The organism is Leeuwenhoekiella aestuarii (assembly GCF_004104055.1).
Lineage (GTDB): Bacteria > Bacteroidota > Bacteroidia > Flavobacteriales > Flavobacteriaceae > Leeuwenhoekiella > Leeuwenhoekiella aestuarii.
In genome coordinates this window covers 178131-195383 of record NZ_QOVJ01000001.1, presented here as the reverse complement: position 1 = coordinate 195383, position 17253 = coordinate 178131, and the positions used below count along the sequence as shown (strand labels likewise).

15 protein-coding genes are annotated in these 17253 nt (G+C 40.4%); 7 read left to right on the top strand and 8 right to left on the bottom strand.

What is annotated here, in order from left to right; genetic code table 11:
* The first annotated feature begins 8 nt into the window (after positions 1–8).
* From DSM03_RS00880 to era, 7 genes are all read left to right on the top strand, one after another.
* A complete protein-coding gene (locus tag DSM03_RS00880; RefSeq protein ID WP_128761493.1) occupies positions 9–368 on the top strand; it encodes a BlaI/MecI/CopY family transcriptional regulator in 360 nt (119 codons plus the stop codon).
* Between the two features lie 2 nt (positions 369–370).
* Entirely contained in the window at positions 371–1813 is a 1443-nt protein-coding gene (locus DSM03_RS00875) for a M56 family metallopeptidase (RefSeq protein WP_128761492.1), read from the top strand.
* A gap of 11 nt (positions 1814–1824) precedes the next feature.
* Positions 1825–2457 (top strand): energy transducer TonB, encoded by a 633-nt coding sequence (locus tag DSM03_RS00870; RefSeq protein ID WP_128761491.1) that lies wholly within the window; start codon positions 1825–1827, stop codon positions 2455–2457.
* A 9-nt stretch (positions 2458–2466) separates the two neighbouring features.
* Positions 2467–3687 (top strand): tetratricopeptide repeat protein, encoded by a 1221-nt coding sequence (locus DSM03_RS00865; protein ID WP_128761490.1) that lies wholly within the window; start codon positions 2467–2469, stop codon positions 3685–3687.
* A gap of 130 nt (positions 3688–3817) precedes the next feature.
* Positions 3818–4999: a TlpA family protein disulfide reductase gene (locus tag DSM03_RS00860; protein WP_128761489.1), complete on the top strand. Its 1182-nt coding sequence runs from the start codon at positions 3818–3820 to the stop codon at positions 4997–4999.
* 53 nt (positions 5000–5052) lie between these two features.
* Positions 5053–5805 (top strand): head GIN domain-containing protein, encoded by a 753-nt coding sequence (locus tag DSM03_RS00855; protein ID WP_128761488.1) that lies wholly within the window; start codon positions 5053–5055, stop codon positions 5803–5805.
* A gap of 176 nt (positions 5806–5981) precedes the next feature.
* Positions 5982–6914: a GTPase Era gene (era, locus tag DSM03_RS00850; protein ID WP_128761487.1), complete on the top strand. Its 933-nt coding sequence runs from the start codon at positions 5982–5984 to the stop codon at positions 6912–6914.
* A 110-nt stretch (positions 6915–7024) separates the two neighbouring features.
* Here era and arsM read toward each other — a convergent pair whose 3' ends face one another.
* The 8 genes from arsM to DSM03_RS00810 form a co-directional block, all read right to left on the bottom strand.
* Positions 7025–7993 (bottom strand): arsenosugar biosynthesis arsenite methyltransferase ArsM, encoded by a 969-nt coding sequence (gene arsM / locus DSM03_RS00845; RefSeq protein ID WP_128761486.1) that lies wholly within the window; start codon positions 7991–7993, stop codon positions 7025–7027.
* A gap of 50 nt (positions 7994–8043) precedes the next feature.
* A complete protein-coding gene (locus DSM03_RS00840) occupies positions 8044–8925 on the bottom strand; it encodes a metallophosphoesterase family protein (RefSeq protein WP_128761485.1) in 882 nt (293 codons plus the stop codon).
* Positions 8907–10244: an SLC5/6 family protein gene (locus DSM03_RS00835; RefSeq protein WP_128761484.1), complete on the bottom strand. Its 1338-nt coding sequence runs from the start codon at positions 10242–10244 to the stop codon at positions 8907–8909. The genes DSM03_RS00840 and DSM03_RS00835 overlap by 19 nt, the downstream gene beginning before the upstream one ends.
* Before the next feature lie 25 nt (positions 10245–10269).
* Positions 10270–11712 carry a SusD/RagB family nutrient-binding outer membrane lipoprotein gene (locus DSM03_RS00830; RefSeq protein ID WP_128761483.1) on the bottom strand — a complete coding sequence of 481 codons (1443 nt, stop codon included), beginning with the start codon at positions 11710–11712 and terminating at the stop codon, positions 10270–10272.
* A 31-nt stretch (positions 11713–11743) separates the two neighbouring features.
* Complete coding sequence (locus DSM03_RS00825) at positions 11744–14959, bottom strand: SusC/RagA family TonB-linked outer membrane protein (RefSeq protein ID WP_128761482.1); 3216 nt, start codon at positions 14957–14959, stop codon at positions 11744–11746.
* A 70-nt stretch (positions 14960–15029) separates the two neighbouring features.
* Positions 15030–15713, bottom strand: a complete 684-nt coding sequence (locus DSM03_RS00820; protein WP_128761481.1) for a TIGR04282 family arsenosugar biosynthesis glycosyltransferase — start codon at positions 15711–15713, stop codon at positions 15030–15032.
* A gap of 20 nt (positions 15714–15733) precedes the next feature.
* A complete protein-coding gene (arsS, locus tag DSM03_RS00815) occupies positions 15734–16801 on the bottom strand; it encodes an arsenosugar biosynthesis radical SAM (seleno)protein ArsS (protein WP_128761480.1) in 1068 nt (355 codons plus the stop codon).
* Between the two features lie 67 nt (positions 16802–16868).
* Positions 16869–17204, bottom strand: coding sequence for an arsenosugar biosynthesis-associated peroxidase-like protein (locus DSM03_RS00810; RefSeq protein ID WP_128761479.1), 336 nt, complete (start codon positions 17202–17204; stop codon positions 16869–16871).
* Between the last annotated feature and the right edge of the window lie 49 nt (positions 17205–17253).

Here is a 17253-nt window from a genome sequence, read left to right as displayed (position 1 = left end):
TTAAAATTATGAAACAATTAACCAAAGCAGAAGAAGAGGTAATGCAGATTCTATGGGATCTGGGAGAAGCTAATGTAGCAGCTGTTCTTGACGAAATGCCAGAGCCTAAGCCGGCCTACAATACGGTATCTACGATCGTCCGAATTTTGGAGACTAAATCTTTTGTAGGATTTAGAAAAGAGGGTAGAGGGCATATCTACTTTCCGTTGGTGAAAAAATCAGATTACAGCAGTGCTTCGATGTCTAAGATGGTCAATGATTATTTTAATGGAAGTTTTAAGAGTATGGTTTCTTTTTTCGTCAAGAAAAAAGAAATGAGTGCCAGCGAACTGGAGTCTATTTTAAAAGAAATTAATAAAGACGATTAATCATGGTAAAGTATATACTCGAAGTCATTGTTTTTCAGGCCTTGTTTCTGGCAGTGTACCAGATTTGGTTACGTAAAGAGACATTTTTTAATGTCAATCGCGTCTATCTGATCAGTACTGCATTACTTGCTTTTGCGTTACCTTTTATGCAGTTTGAAATTTTTCAGAACCAACTTCCAATAGCTCAAAATATTTATTTTCTGCCGGAGGTCGTAGTATCTGCAGAAAATCAAAATGTTGCTGTAGACCCTATTCAACAAGAAACAGACTGGAGTATTTATTTGTTGTTATATGCAGCGGGTGTGTTCTTTAGCACGGGAATGTTATTTAGAAAATATCAGGAAGTTCAACGCTACTTTCGGTTCAGGCAAAAGTCAGACCATCGTATAATCAAGATCCCTAACAGTGATGCTGCATTTACCTTTTTGAATACCATTTTCTTAGGAGATAAAATTTCTGCGGAAGCTAAAGCACACATTTTGGCGCATGAAGAAGTGCATTTAAAGCATAAACACGGGGTTGACCTATTCATTTTTGAAATGCTGCGTGTGGTATTCTGGTTTAATCCACTGGTGTATATCTATCAGAATAAAGTAGCCGAGTTGCATGAGTTTATTGCCGATGCTCAGGCTACTAAAAAGACCGAAAAGAAATCGTATTACAATCAGTTGCTCAATACCGCTTTTGGTACGCAGGAGATTTCTTTTATCAATACATTTTTCAATCATTCATTAATCAAAAAACGAATAGTTATGTTACAAAAACAAAGTAAACACAGAGCCGGACTCAAATATTTAATCCTTATTCCCATGATAGCCGGAATTCTGACTTATGTGGGCTGTACTGATGACAATGAAGTCGCTCAGAATAATACAGCTCTTACATTAGAAGAACAAGTTGCAGAACTTGAGGCTATTATTGATTCAAAAGAAGAAATAAGTGAGGAAGAACGCCTTCTAGTAGGAGGTCTTTTTGATAAAGCAATTAAAAAAACAGAAGGTGCATTGCCACCACCACCTCCGCCACCAATAGTACGTGAAGAGATAATAGAAGTGTCAGAATTTAATATAAATGATCAAGAACTTGAAAATGTTCCTTTCGCAGTTATTGAGGAGGTTCCTGTTTTCCCTGGGTGTGAAAGTTTGAATACCAATGAGGAACGTAAAAAATGTATGTCTGAACACGTTTCTCAATATGTAAATAGAAATTTTAATACCAAATTAGGGAAAGAGTTAGGGTTGAAAGGGATACAAAGAATCTATACAAGATTTCGAATAAACGAAAATGGTAAGATCGTAGATATAGAATCAAGAGCCAAAGCGCCTGAATTGGCAAGAGAGGCAGAACGTGTGATAAGTCAATTACCACAGTTAAGCCCAGGGAAACATAATGGAAAACAAGTAGGCGTACTGTATTCGCTTCCGATTGTATTTCAAACAAACTAAAATTCGAGAAGATGAGATTAGTTAGTAAAATAGTTGGTTTAAGCTTTATTTGTGCTATCCTTTCTTGCGCTTCAGAATCTGAGAAGAAAGATATTGCTCAGCTTTCTTTTGAAGAAAAAGTAGCCGATCTTGAAGCAACATTAGCAGCAAAATCAGAATTAACTCAGAAAGAGCAAGCTCATTTGAAGAGTTTAAATGAACTGGTCACAAATAAAGCTTTTAAACCTTTCATCAAAGCGGGTGATCCCAATAATTCTTTTGACTTTGATGATTTGGGTAGAGATCGGGTTGAGTTTAATTCCATAACAGAACCGCCCTACTATAATTCGTGCGATGATGCGGATATGGAACTAAGACGCGCTTGCACAGAAGAGGCAGTCGCAGCTTATGTAAACACTTATTTTAATCCGGAAGTATATAAGAATTCTAAGGTACGCGGTCGTTATGAAATGACAGCCAGCTTTTTAATTGACACCCAAGGAAACATTCAAGATGTGAAAATCAGAAATGATTCTAATAAGGCCTTAAGTGCTGAAGCTAAACATTTGTTAGAAAGTTTACCACAAATGAAACCCGGTAAACACAAGGGTAAGCCCATGGCAGCGCTGTATACACAACCTATAATTTATGATGTAAAACCTTAAAAAGAATACATGCGAAGTTTTTATCTAGTTGTATTTTTAGTACTAGCCAGCCGGGCCGAAGCTCAAAACGTTTCGGCTTTGGCCGTTGGTGACAGTTTGTATGCTGTGGGAAACTATAGCAAGGCAATAGCTAACTATGAGCAGATTAAGAATAAAAAGGAATCAGTCTATCTGAAGTTGGCACGTGCGCATCAGGCCAAAGGCACACTTGATGATGCTTTGGCTAATTACAAATTAGCCGCAACCAGCACTGATGAAGCAATTGCTATGAACGAGTATGGAAAGTTACTCATCACTAAACGTAAATTTGCAGCGGCAGACAGTGTTTTTTCAGAATTGATTTCAGTTTACGATACCAACCCGGATTTTTATTACCAGCGGGGTAGGGCCAATGAAAATCGACCGCAAAATATAAATATAAAGTCAGCAGATAGCGTTCTTGAAAAACAACTAGATAAATATCATCCATATATTGAAGATTATAAACAAGCTGTTGCTTTAGACAGTACCCATCAAAAAGCGCTTGGAGAACTTACGGTGCATTATTTAAAGCAAAAAGAATACGGAATGGTCGAAAAATTGGCATTCAAAGCTTTGGAAAGTTACCCTACAAATGTTGAAATTATAAGTACGCTGGCTCAAAGTTATTATTATAAAGGATGGAATGAAGAAGGAATCGAATGGTTTGAAAAGCTTTTAGAACTGGGGCAAGACACCCAATTTATCAGAGAAAAGCTAGGGAATTTGTATTATAAAAAGCGCTGTTATGAGGATGCAATAGAACAGTATTTAGGCGCTTTAGAGTTTTCAGCAGAAGATGATTATGTGCATGCAACGCTTGCCAAATTATATAATTTTACAGAAGATCTAAAGGCTGCTGAAACCCACGGTTTATTGGCAATTCTATATAAAGACCACCCTTTGGGTGACGCGTATTATACGCTTTCTCGTACGTACGAGATGAAAAAGGATTGGAAAAATGCGATGAAGTATGTAAACCGGTCTTTAGAAGAAGATCCTGATAACAAAAAAGCTGAATACACTAAAGTTGTTGTCGCAGATAATTATTATGAAGACCGCCGTACTGTTTTAAAACTTTACGAAGAATTCATAAAAAAATACGAGGACGGAAAATATGCGAAGTACGATCCTACTTTAAGGCTGGCCCGGGAACGCCGCGATAAACTCAATCGGGAGATCTTTATGGCAGATGGCGAGGAAGAAGAATAAATAGCCGAGATACTTTTGATAATTTCTCAGTGTTGAATTTTGCAACTTTCGAAAGAGAAAATTGTCTTTAAAAAAAATCACACTTAAATACAGTTCTTTTTTAGATAAAATCAAAACACAACTGAATCCAATGAAGAAATTAAGTTGCTTGGCAGCCCTCATACTTACCTTAAGTGGTTACTGTCAAAAATCTGATCGTCAAATTTTAATGACAACTATAGACGAATTAAACAAAATTGAAACAGTTCATTATCAAACCAAGAATGAGTCTATTGAAAGTGGTGTTACATTTCAAGAATTCGATGCTTCGGTATTTTTTGATTTTAGAAATACAACAACGACTCCAAGATATTATCTTGAACAAGATGAAATGGAATTAATTTTTGATGGTCAGAGGCATATTATGTCGCTATCAGATGAAAAAATAATAGTTACAAATAATAAGCCCAATGTCAACAACCCTTTGCTTTTAAGTTTGTATTCTATTAAGGTATTATTACCTCAAATGCTACAAAATAAAAATGTTACGATTTCTAGAAAAAAGGACACTCTAATAAATAATTCGAAAAATTATGTGTTTGAACTCAGCTTCAAAAATGGTTATCTGGATTTTAATAAATTAACGTTAACGTATTTTCCTGAGGCAAATTTTCAGTCCAATTACTTATTAATGGTAGATAAGTTAAGTTATTTACCCACAAAAATGATTATGCCAAATGGCGATACTGGTAGCATAAGTAGTACTTATGATAATTTAGATTTCAATTATGTAGTTGATGGAGACATATGGTCTGGAAATCAGTTTTCGTCTGATTATGAAAAAATCACGTTTGAAGAATATTATAATCGTATGCAAGCAAAAATGACTTCAAACTTAAAAGGAAATAAAAATGAAATCGGCAAAAGAAAAATCACAGATTGGAAAATACCAAATTTAAAAACCGACGAATTAATTGACTTTTCTACATTCGAAGGAAAAGTAGTTTTACTGGAGTTTTGGTTTAAGTTCTGTGGGCCTTGTGTTAAAGCTATACCGCAATTGAATTCAATGAATGAAAAATATAAAAATGAAGATTTTTTAATGTACGGTGTTGAATTTCACGAAAATGATCCGAGAAAAAACTTACTGGAGTATATTTCTAAAATAGGGATTAACTATTCCACACTTTACAAAGGCAAAGAGATTGCTGCTAATTTTTCTATAGGTTCAGCACCAACATTTATGATTCTCGATAAAAAAGGAAATATTGTTTTTCTAGAGTCCGGATTTGACCAGAGCAAAATAGAAAAAATACTAAAAGACTATTTGTAAAAAGAATAATTTTTGGGATGATTGCTTACTTTTAGCATTCCTAATATTGCGCTGTGAAAAACTACTTACTTCTATCGTTTAGCTTTATCTTATTGCTTTCGTGTAATTCAGAAAGAGGGCTCAACTGTTTTCAGGCAGAAGGCGATCGCATCGAGCACGAATTTCCCGTAGAAGATTTTACTGCGATTGTAGTTGAAGAGCGTTTGCAACTCATCGTAAAACAAGGAGCAGAACAAAAAGTGGTTATTGCAACAGGAGAAAATCTCATCAATGATATTGAAGTAAGCGTCACTGATGGTGTACTTACTGTTCTTAATGAGAACGGCTGCAACCTGGTGCGTGATTACAACATCAGCACGGTCTATGTGACATCGCCTAATCTAACTGAAATACGCAATGCTTCTGGATATGAGGTTCAAAGTGATGGCGTTCTTGCCTATGATTCCTTAACTCTTACCAGCGAAGATCTTGAAGAAGAAGATGTGTATCATAAAGACGGAGATTTCCGGTTAGCGTTGGATGTAAACGAACTCAACATAACCGCAAACGGACTTAGTAATTTCTATATTTCCGGCGCGGCCGAAACTGTAAACATGGAGTTTTTAGAAGGTGATATTCGGTTTAAAGGAGCAGATTTGTTAATCCAAAATGCAAACATCTACCACCGTGGGACCAATAAGGTTATTGTCAACCCTATTCAGTCCTTGCGCGGAAGTGTGTTGAGTACAGGTGATTTGATCTCTGTTAACCGCCCACCAATTGTTGAGGTTGAAGAGACATATACAGGGCGATTAATTTTCCAATAGCGCGAAGCATTTTGGTCATTTCCGCGAAGTCGGAAATCTCATAGGTTCCTCCCATTTTTGAGGGAGGTGTTTTTGGCAAAGCCGAAAACGGAGGAGTTTTAATTCCGCGAAGACGAAAATCCCATGCGCTGATTTTTAACCGTATCTTTGCGGCATAAACCTCAAAATTTTTCCGTTTGGAAGCATCAAATAACAATCCGTTACGCAAAGAATCATCAGAAGAAAAACCGCACAAAGCCGGTTTTGTAAACATCATAGGGAATCCTAATGTGGGTAAATCAACCTTGATGAATGCATTGGTAGGGGAGCGTCTCTCGATCATTACTTCTAAAGCACAAACCACACGACATCGTATTTTGGGTATTGTAAACGGAGACGACTTTCAGGCAATTTTGAGCGATACGCCCGGGATCATTAAACCCGCTTACGAACTGCAAGCTTCTATGATGGACTTTGTAAAGTCGGCTTTTGAAGATGCAGATGTGCTGATTTATATGGTAGAGCTGGGCGAAAAGGAATTGAAAGACGAAGATTTTTTCAATAAGATCAGAAATACAGACATTCCGGTCTTATTACTGATCAATAAAATAGATCGGGGTAATGAAGATTTGCTGGAAGCCGCCCGTACACACTGGAAAGAGCAGGTGCCTAATGCAGAGATTTTTGCGATTTCAGCCTTAGAAAATTTTGGCGTAGCCGAAGTATTCAATCGCATTCTCGAAGCCTTACCGGTTTCTCCGCCCTTCTATCCTAAAGATGCACTAACCGACAAACCCGAACGCTTTTTTGTAAACGAGATCATTCGCGAAAAGATCTTGATGCATTATAAAAAAGAGATTCCCTACTCGGTAGAAATAGATACCGAAGAGTTTTTTGAAGAAGACAACATCATTAGAATGCGCAGTGTCATTATGGTAGAGCGCGACAGCCAGAAAGGAATCATCATCGGTCATAAAGGCGCCGCCTTAAAACGGGTAGGTGTAGAAGCTCGTAAGGATCTCGAAATTTTCTTTGGTAAAAAAGTACATATGGAACTCTACGTAAAAGTCAACAAAAACTGGCGCAGTAGCGAACGTGAATTGCGTCGCTTTGGGTATAATGGGAAATAGAGAGGCACTGCCTCAGGCAATTATAAATCATCTTGAATTTTCAGGATTTAACTGTTTAAAAAGCCCCGCACTGCGGGGCTTTTAAGTTTTCGCCTCCGGCTGCAAGCCGGTTAGCAACAGCCACCACCATCGTAATGAAAGGTGCTCTCACTGATAAAAATATCATCACGACCTAAAGCGGCTAGTGCCCCTGCAGTTTTATCACAAACCGCAAGCGGCTGATTTTTGACCAGGACGTGTCCTTTTTTATCATCAAAATGATCTGCTTCTCCGTAATAAATCGCTGCTTTTCCGGTGAAAATACAAGGTCCGTCTTCCGGCATCGGGTCTTTTATGGCAGCTACCTCAATAGATTCAATATAGATGAGTTCATCTGTTGGGTAATGTTTGGGATCTAAAATACGGTAGGGTTTACGGGCACGTATTTCGATGGTTCCAAAACCGGCATCCGTCAATGCTTTTACATAGTCTTTGATGGGTAAGCTTCCGCTAAGGCACAGGGCACGCAAACGCTCATCGTTACGCAGCGTTTCGTTCATCTCCTGCTCACAGGTAGGATCGCTCATAACCAGCCTTCCGTGGGGTTTTAAAACACGGTACATTTCATCAATAGCTTTCTTGAGTTCTTCGGTCTTAAAAATATTGAACAGGCAATTTTGTGCAGCCACATCAATACTGTTGTCTTCAACAGGAAGGTTTAAGGCGTCTCCTTTTTTGAGGTCTACAAATTCACTTTTAAACCAGGAGTTTTGAGCTTCGGCCTCGATGAAGTTTTTACGCGAAGCTTCCAGCATTTCATCTACGACATCAACTCCTACCACACCACTTTTTTGACGGGAGAAATAGGCAAACTGCAGCAATTCCATTCCGCCACCTACACCTACGTAGAGAACCCTAGGATTGTTAGTAAGGTCACGGGCATTTACGGTGCTTCCGCAACCGTAATTCATCTCCTGCATAATTTTTGGGATTTTTAAACCCGGTAATTCCCAGATCGGGTTGGTGGTGCAGCATAATCCTACATCTGGAGTTAAAGCGGCATCGCGATACACATTTTTGGTAGTCTCTAAATAGCTCATAAATACATGTTTTAAGGAAACGGCCGAAACCATCCCGGGTTAAAATTTTTTTATAATTGAATACCGAAGCCCTGCAGTCCACTCTCGTAAGGGGGCAAAATCTCGGTATTATCCCATATTCCTGTGATTAGCGTACGGGCATATTCTTGTGGTAAAAAGTCGGTTTGCATTCTGGCATTTGCCAGTTTGTAATTGTACTCCATCTGATGATGTTTAAAATGGAAGGTTGCCATCGAATCATCAAGAACTGCGTACCAAACCTGAGGCGAACCATCATTTGCCGGCATCCCGATCACGCCGGGATTGAGCCAGATTTTTTCTTCCTTTTCCTGATGGAAGGGCAATCCGCAATGGCCGGCGATAATCACATCGGCACCGGTTGCATCAAAGTTTTTTTGTTTGATTTGCCACTCGGTTGACTTGTATATAAATTCGGAAACGTTGAAATAATCACCGTGAACGACTGTGACCTCTTTTCCTGCATATTGGAAATCAATATGATCGGGCAGTGTCGAGATAAAATCAAGTGAACTTTTACTCAGCTTACTCTGTGCATACGGAAACCACAGCTGCGAAAACCCATCGCATCGTGAACCTTTTCTAAAGTCACAGCCGCAATCTTCAGCCCCGTCCCGCAGCTGGATTTCCACATTCCCCAAAATGCTTTTTGCTCCCCAGATTTTAAAGAGCTGAACCGCTTCTTCAGGCTGCGCACAATAGCCCACAATATCACCCGTACAGATACAATTTTCGGGCGGAATGCCTTGTTCTTCGGCTATACGCTTGAGTTGTTCTAATGCCTGAAGATTGCTATACACGCCACCAAACAATAACACTTTTCCTGTTAAGGAACCCAAATGTACTCGATTATCGCCATTGGAATCTTTAGAGGTCTGGCTTGTCTCAAGGTTATTTACCACAGTTTTATCCATGCCGGAATCATATATAAAATTAAACACGAAAAGACTCCCCAAATATTCACCCAAAGCAAGTCAGCATAAGGGCCGCTGGTTAAAATCCAGGAACCTGGGATGAGGTCAAAAATCAATAAAAAACCAAAAGCGATTCCACAGAAAATACTCAGATAAAAACTGATTTTTGGCGCCGGTAATTTCCAGAAAAAGAAAATGGGGGTGAGGCCAATAACCATAGTCCCCGAGATGGTGGTTGCTGATAAGATTTCAGCATCCAGAAAAATAGGTATGGTTCCTAAAACCACCAGCACACACATTGCTAATCTTCCAACAGAAATGCTTTCGCCCAGCTTTAAATCGATAGCAGCCAACTTTGAGAACGATGAGAACGTAGAGTCCAGGGTAGAAGCCGCTGAGGTGATCATAATAAAATTAATGATGAGTAATATAACGGTTCCAAAGGCTTTGCCCACTTCTACAGCCGCCTGTCCCTGCATTCCCATAGTTTTAGCATACACGCCAATCATACTAAATAAAATAATACAAGCCCCACCGATAACAGTGGCTAGAAGAAAGCTGCTTAAGGTGACTTTTGGCGAACTTAAAAATGCCCGATCTGTCAAAACCGGGTCGTGAAAGGGATAGCTAAAGGATTGCAAAAGCGCTGCAAAAAGCAGATTCAAGCCCATATCAAAACTCCAAACCCCACTGGTTACAGTTTCTGCAACGGTGAAATTTGTTGTTGAATAAATACTCGCTAAAACCACAAATAGCAAAATCCCGAATAACCCCATCTGAATTACATCGGTAAAGATCGAACTGCCGAGCCCACCTTTTAAAGAGTATGCCAGGGTAAGTAATGTAAACACGATTATGGAAGCATAATAGGGTGTGCTGCCCAGATCTCCAAAATAACTACCGATTACCATCGTGTTACTCCAAACCTCGTTAAAGAGTCGTATTGCGATTAAAACGGAGAAGATGCGCATCGCGTTTTTACCAAATCGTGAGGTAAAAAACTCATGTAAACTTTCATAACCACCCCGCGTACGAATGTTATAAATCAAGATCCCGGCGATGGCAAAAGACAGGTAATAGCCTGCATAAGCAACCCCACCTACGATACCAAATTCTAATCCTAAATTTGCAGCATTGGTGATGCTTTTTGCAAAAATCCAGGAGATAATGAGACTACCCGTAAGCATAAACACATTGGGTGCTTTTTTACGGTGTGTAGCTTTGAAGAAGTCACTTTTAGTTTTGGCCAGTGGCGAAATAACAAACAGTACCAAACTTGATACGCTTATTAAACCCCATTGCCAGATTGCTATATTCAATGTTAGTTGTTTATAAATTCAAAAATTAATTATCCCACCATACCGGTGCATTCAGACTGTTGTCATTTGTCGCTGCTGCCGCAGCTTGATAGTTGTCTGCATTCAGCGCTTGTTCTTCTGCAGGATAAGGCATACGTACAGGGATAAGTCCATCATTCAAACTCGCAGCAACCGGTTTAAATTCCGGGAAGCCCGTGCGGCGCCATTCTACCCAACCCTCATAGCCGTTGATGATATTGGCAATCCATTTCTGGGTGATAATTTGTTCTAGAGGCGTGGTGCCGGGCGCATCATAAGCTGCAGCACCAGACAAATAATCAGCCGGTAATTCGGTGAGCCAATACTCAAAAGCCAGTTGAACACCTGTATTGTATATGGTTTCTGCGTCTGCTGAGATATATCTTTTTGCTGCTGCTTCTGCAAGAATAAACTGTGTTTCCCACGCCGTCATAAAATTAGCGTCTAGTTGAGCGGTGTTCTCTCTAAAAAGCGTTCCCGCAAGGGAATAGTTTGCGGGTTCAATAGAAGTTTGCGAGGCGTTAATCCCGTTGATCAATCCGTTAAATGCTCCTGAAGTTGAATTTGCAAATGGCCTGAAGAAAACAGCGATACGCGGGTCATCAAGATCAGTTAAGATTTCTTCCATGGTTTCAGAAAGTACAAAGTTGTTGAAATCTCCTGCCCTTAATTGCGCAAAGCGGAAACTATTAGGAGCCGAATTTGTAAAATCAAAAACCGCATTGTCTGAATTGTTACCGATGTAATTTCCGGCAGCAAAAATGGAAGCGATTTCACCTGCCACATCTTCCCGGCTTGAAATGCGCATCAAAGCTTTCAGTTTTAACGAATTTGCAAACTGAACCCAATTGTCTAAGTCTCCCGAAAAAAGCAAATCTCCTTCTAAAGCTACGGCACCGTCGTATGCGTTGAGCGCAGCTATACCTTGATCCAGATTATCCAGAATGCCGCCTTCGGTGAGATAGATGTCTTCCTGAGCATCGTAGGTGGCTGTTACCGTTCCGTTAATACCATCAAAAGCTTCAAAATAGGGAACGTCGCCAAAAAGATCCGTTAGGCCTTGTGCCATATAGGCTTTTAAAATCAAGGCGGGGCCTTCATAAACTTTAAAGGTCTCGCTGCTCTGAGCTTGTTGTAATAACAATTCGTTATCTCTAAGATTGGTGTAAAATATCGGCCAGGGATTTCCGCCCAATTGTGGAGATTTTAGCGCGTGACGATCAAATAAATTGAAATCTAATGCGGTGCGGTGTTGTGATAACAAATCACCGGCGGCAAAACCTTCATAACTCATTTGCTCGCCAAAATCATAAATCACCTGCCGAAGCAACAATCCCGGCTGTACGCTTACCGGCGCATTGGGATTGGTATTTAATTCTTCAAAATCTGCTGTGCATCCGGTAAAAACAACCAGCGTTACCATCAGTATTTTATATAGTGTATTTTTCATCTTTTTAAACGTTTAGATAGCCTTTAAGGCTTTAGAAATTAAAGCCCGCTTTTAAACCAATGCTACGCGTGGTCGCATAACTCATATCTTCAACACCGCTAACAAAACCGGTTCCCTGAACCGCGAGTTGCTCAGGATCAAAATGTGGAATCTCTGATAATGCAAACAGATTGCGACCCACAAGCGCCAGATCGATGTCCATGCCGTTAGATAAGCCTAAAAAGCCATCTTTTAGATTGAAGGTGTAGCCCAAAGAAAATTGACGCAGCTTCAAAAAGGAAGCGTCATAAATATTATTTTCTTCGTGGTTGCGATCGTAAAACTGACGGTAATAGGTTTCTGCTGAAACTGCCGTAGTATTGGGTTCGTATTGCGGATTTGCAGCTGTACCTACATTTACAACTCCTTGCGGAATTATACCTTCTGCAGGGCGATTAGCGGTTTCTGCAAGCTGGCCGCCAACGGTTCCTAATGCACGCGTACGCGAAACGAGTTCGCCACCTTGTCTCCAGTCGAATAAGAAACTCAAATTCCAGTTTTTATAATTAAAACTGTTGTTCCAGCCCAACATAAAATCGGGGGTGTAATTCCCTATTTTCTTTAGATTATTATCTGCGATATAGCTTCCGTCTGCGGTTAAAATGAATTGACCGTCTTCGGTTTTTTGATACCCGGTTCCGTAGATATCCCCAATTTTTCCGCCTTCTTCAACCTGAAACCAAACCGTTTGATTGGCACTATCATAGATTCGGCTGTAAGCCAGAGTCAGTCTTCCGTCAGACTGTGGTAAGCTTTCTACCCGTGAAGTACTGGTGCTGAAATTAAAGGTGGTATTCCATTTGAAATTACCGGTCAAAACCGGTGTGATAGCTGCGATTAGCTCAACCCCCTGGGTACGAACTTCACCGCCATTTACCACCTGCTGATTGTAACCTGAAGAAATCGCGATAGGCAGGGAGATGATCTGATCTTTAGTCAACGCATTGTAATAGGTCGCATCCAGACGAATGCGATCTTTTAAAAAGCGAATATCTGCTCCCACTTCATAGGACGTTGTTTGCTCGGGTTTTAAATTGGCATTTGGTATGAAATTTTGATCACTAAACGTAGGTTGACCAATATAAGGCGTCTGCGAAATAAACGCACCGCTGGTTTGATAGGGTTGCGTGTCGTTACCTACTTGTGCCACACTCGCACGAAGTTGTACATAGGAGAGTGCTTCGGGCAATTTTGCAACTTCAGAAAGAATAAAACTAGCAGAAGCCGAAGGGTAAAAGAAGGAAGTCCCGTCAACCGAAAATGGTGTAGCCAGTGCACTCGACCAATCGTTACGGCCGGTTATATCCAGAAATAGAAATCCGCGGTAGCCTAGCTTTGCAATTCCGTAGAGCGAATTGATACGTTTGTTTGATTCAAATTGAAACACATCAATAGGCGATGCAGCATTATTCAGATTGAAAATACCCGGTTGCGCAAGATTAACGGTTTGCGATTGTTTTGTTGATGCTTTTTGATCCAGACGGTTTCCGCCCAGCGAAACATCTAAAGAAATAGCACCAAAAATAGTTTTGTAATTGATCAGGAAATCGGTGTTGATCTCTCGGTAAAACACATCGTGCTCAGCGTAACCTCCATTTTTAAAACGATTTGAACTGAAAGCCCGGCGTAATTTGCGGGTTTCACTAGAATAATCCATCCCCGAACGAAGCGATATGCTCAGGTTATCTGTAATCTGTTGTTTAATCGACATATTCCCGAAAACACGATCCCGGTTAAACGAGTTGCGGTTTTCGTACATCGTAAAAAACGGATTATCGAAATACGTGTAATTAAAAGAATAGTGCTGTACACCTTCAAGACCCGGTTGCCAGTATTGGCGCAAACTGTTTATGTCTAGCGAGCGCGGTCCCCAGGCCACTAGTGCATAATTCACATTTTCACTACCGTACCCATTAGAAGGGCGGTTGTCGCTCCCCGAATTTACATAGCTTATAGAGGCATTAAATGTTGTTTTGTCGGTAGGTTTAAAGTTCAGTTTTGTAGCTACAGTCTGTCGATCGAGATTGACGCCGGGAATGATAGCTTCACTGCGCAGATCGGTAAATGAAATGCGGTAGTTTCCTTTGTCAAAACTGCTGCCGATAGCCACATTGTTTATTGTGGTGACTCCGGTCTCGTAAAAATCCTTCAGATTATCGGGATGTGAATTGAAGGCCGTTGGGGTGATGGTGTTCCCTGAGTATAACGAAGTATCACCGCCGCGAGCAACAGTTCCATCGGCTAAGGTTACCGGGGAATCAAACTGAGCGATCAAGGTGCCCTGATCTAAACGCGGTCCCCATGAATAGGAGATAAGATCATTAATCCCGCCGCCTAAACCGTCAACAAATTCAAATTGCCCCGAATTTCCCTGACCGTATTGATTTTGAAATTCCGGCAGTTTAAAAGGTGTATCTATAAACAGTGAAGTGTTGATGCTGATGCCCAATCCTTTACGTTGACTTCCGTTTTTGGTTTCAATAATAATAACCCCATTTGAGGCACGCGTACCGTATAGTGCAGCAGCACTTGGTCCTTTTAAAACACTTACCGAAGCGATATCATCAGGATTCACTTCCATCGCGCCGTTACCAAAATCGATCTCTTGAAAACCGGCCGCAGCTTCATTACTTTCATTAAAAACGGTGTTGTTGTTAATGGGCGTTCCATCAACGATAAACAACGGATTGTTATTAGAAAAAGAAGCTTCTCCACGTATGGTGATTTTTGAAGAAGATCCCACTCCGGTCGCACCTTGAGACACCGTTACACCGGCAAGCTTTCCGGCAAGATTATCCAGAAAGTTGGGAGCTTTTACCTCCGAAACTTCTTCGGCTTCTATGGTTTGCACCACATAGCCCAGCTCTTTGGTTTCGCGTTCGAGACCTAAAGCTGTGATGACGACTTCATCTAAATCTGTAGTCGATTCTTGTAAGCTGATATTGATGGTAGTTTGCCCGTTAATCGCAATAGTCTGGGTACTAAATCCTATTGCTGAAAAACGCAGTTGAGATCCTGCTTCAGGCACTTCAATTTGATAGTTTCCATTTTCATCGGTGATTGTTGCAGCATCTGTGCCCACAGCAATAACGTTTACGAACGGAACGGTTGAGTCATCACTAGATGTGGTTACCGTACCCGTAATGGTAGTCTGGCCGTTTGCAAATGCACAAAGCAAGAGCATAAGCCCAAAATAAAGGTGTTTCATTTTTTTGTTTCAGATTAGTAAAAGAAAGCTGCCAGATGTACAGCGAGCAGCAAGACAAAGAGAATGTGTCTTAAATACTTAAACTAGCCGGAGAACCTTTATTGTAATAAGTAAGCGAACAGACCTTTTGAAAAAAGAGGTCTTGATAATAGGAAGTTTGAAAGGCTTTCTGAACGTACTTCTTTAAAAGGTGTTGAATCTTGAACGGAAGGCTTTTTTTGACTTGTAAAAGTTGCGAAATGTCTGAAGCGGTGTCCAGATCCTGAAGCGTTTCGAGAAATGCAGCTTCAATCTTTTTTGAATGTACCAGGCGAATAATGCTGGTCATTAAACCTTGAGTCTGCCACGGTAATTTTAAAAAGGATACCGGGTTGAAATGTGACTTTCTTAGCCCCATTAAGTAAAAACCACCATCAACTGAAGGCCCTAAAACTAACGGGCAGGTTTTCAAATGTTCTTCAGCCGCGATGAAATGCTTTTTAGTAAGATGCGGACTGTCATTACCTACACAGATGATCTGGTCAAACCCCAGATTGTAAATGTCCTGTATTGCATGAGTAAACCGCTCGCCAAATGTAGCTCCTCGCTGTTTTTCTTCCGAATATAAAAAATACGGCAGTCCGGTTTGTTTAACCGTCTTTAAAACCTGAGCATTAAGCACTTCAAAAACAGAGATCGCATTGCGAAACCCTTTATCTAATGCTTCTTGCTGCGCCGAACGGGCAAAAATTAATATGGCAGTTTTCGTCTTCAATAAAAATGCGTGCTATTGAGTTAAGCAACTGTTCCCTGGCAGCTGCTTCCTGCGCCCGCAGTACAACCGTAGCAATGTTGTGAGATGATGATGTCACGATCGTTAAGCAAATCTTCGTTGTAATCAGAAATATGCTTCACCTTACTGTTGACTTTTAAATCTAACATTTGGTTGAAATCACAATCATACAACCACCCGTCCCAACTGATTGAAATCGTATTGGTACACATCACATTTGCAACTGCAGCCGGATTGTAGGCATCTACGAGTTGATACATATAATCTTCATAATTTTCTGAAGCGATTAAGTAATCCAGAAAACGGGCGATAGGTAAATTGGTTATGGCAAACAGGTTGTGAAATTGAATCCCAAAATCTTCCATCAGGGCTTTTTTGAAATCTTTTTCCATTCCGGCCTGATCAGAAGGTAAATACGCACCATTGGGATTGTAAACCAAGTCTAAGCGCAAATCGCTATCGGGCATTCCGTAGCCTCTTTCATTCAATTCCTGCAAGGCTTTTATAGAAAGATCAAAAACACCTTCGCCGCGTTGCTTATCGGTTTTTCCTCGTGTCCAGTGCGGCATAGAACTCACCACGTGAACGTTGTGTTTTTTGAAAAAATCAGGCAAGTCGTAATATTTTTTATTCGCACGAATAATGGTAAGGTTACTGCGCACGATAAAATCTTTGATGCCGGCTTTGCTGGCTTCTTCAACAAAACGTCTAAAATGCGGATTCATCTCAGGAGCGCCACCGGTTAAATCAAGCGTGTGTGCACCTGTGTTTTTAATCACTTCGAGACATTGTTCCATCGTCTCCCAGGTCATGATCTCTTTACGATCTGGACCGGCATCTACGTGACAATGCTCACAAACCTGGTTGCACATATAACCCACATTGATTTGCAGGATCTCTAGCTTTTTAGGACGTAAGGGAAACTGATTGGTTTCCTTTATTTTTTTTGCAAACGTGGGTAATTCTCCATCAGCAAAAATACCACCCGATAAAATCTCAAGCTGTTTATTCGCCTGAGCCAGATCATCATGACGTTTGTGAAGGGATTTTTTTGATTTAGTTACAGACATACAGTATTTTTTTCTTTTTCAGCAATGACTAAGATAAGGTTTAGTTAATGAAATAATTAGCCAAGGCTTACATTTCTAACTTATTAACCTTATTCATCATCATGGTACCATGTACTAAAGTCGCACCGCTTTTAATAGCAGCTCCTACGTGAATGGCTTCCATCATTTGCTTTTTTGTAACCCCGCGTTGTAAGTTGTCTTTGGTATAGGCATCGATGCAATAGGGACATTGCTCGGTATGTGCAACAGCGAGTGCAATAAGCGCTTTCTCGCGAGCGGTAAGGGCTCCTTCTTCAAAAACTTTTCCATAGTAATCAAAGAATTTTGTGCCTAGTTCTTCACTCCATTCGGTGATTTTACCAAATTTTCTAAGGTCTGCGGGATCGTAATAATTATTAGCCATTTTGTTTTTTGTTTCGAGTTATTCAATATTCATAACTACATGAGTAGTT

Excerpts from the sequence above, each read along its gene's own strand:
- arsM (WP_128761486.1), bottom strand. The coding sequence starts at position 7,993 with ATGAGCTATTTAGAGACTACCAAAAATGTGTATCGCGATGCCGCTTTA.
- DSM03_RS00870 (WP_128761491.1), top strand. The coding sequence starts at position 1,825 with ATGAGATTAGTTAGTAAAATAGTTGGTTTAAGCTTTATTTGTGCTATC.
- DSM03_RS00875 (WP_128761492.1), top strand. The coding sequence starts at position 371 with ATGGTAAAGTATATACTCGAAGTCATTGTTTTTCAGGCCTTGTTTCTG.
- DSM03_RS00880 (WP_128761493.1), top strand. The coding sequence starts at position 9 with ATGAAACAATTAACCAAAGCAGAAGAAGAGGTAATGCAGATTCTATGG.
- DSM03_RS00810 (WP_128761479.1), bottom strand. The coding sequence starts at position 17,204 with ATGGCTAATAATTATTACGATCCCGCAGACCTTAGAAAATTTGGTAAA.
- DSM03_RS00830 (WP_128761483.1), bottom strand. The coding sequence starts at position 11,712 with ATGAAAAATACACTATATAAAATACTGATGGTAACGCTGGTTGTTTTT.
- arsS (WP_128761480.1), bottom strand. The coding sequence starts at position 16,801 with ATGTCTGTAACTAAATCAAAAAAATCCCTTCACAAACGTCATGATGAT.
- DSM03_RS00825 (WP_128761482.1), bottom strand. The coding sequence starts at position 14,959 with ATGAAACACCTTTATTTTGGGCTTATGCTCTTGCTTTGTGCATTTGCA.
- DSM03_RS00865 (WP_128761490.1), top strand. The coding sequence starts at position 2,467 with ATGCGAAGTTTTTATCTAGTTGTATTTTTAGTACTAGCCAGCCGGGCC.
- DSM03_RS00860 (WP_128761489.1), top strand. The coding sequence starts at position 3,818 with ATGAAGAAATTAAGTTGCTTGGCAGCCCTCATACTTACCTTAAGTGGT.
- DSM03_RS00840 (WP_128761485.1), bottom strand. The coding sequence starts at position 8,925 with ATGGATAAAACTGTGGTAAATAACCTTGAGACAAGCCAGACCTCTAAA.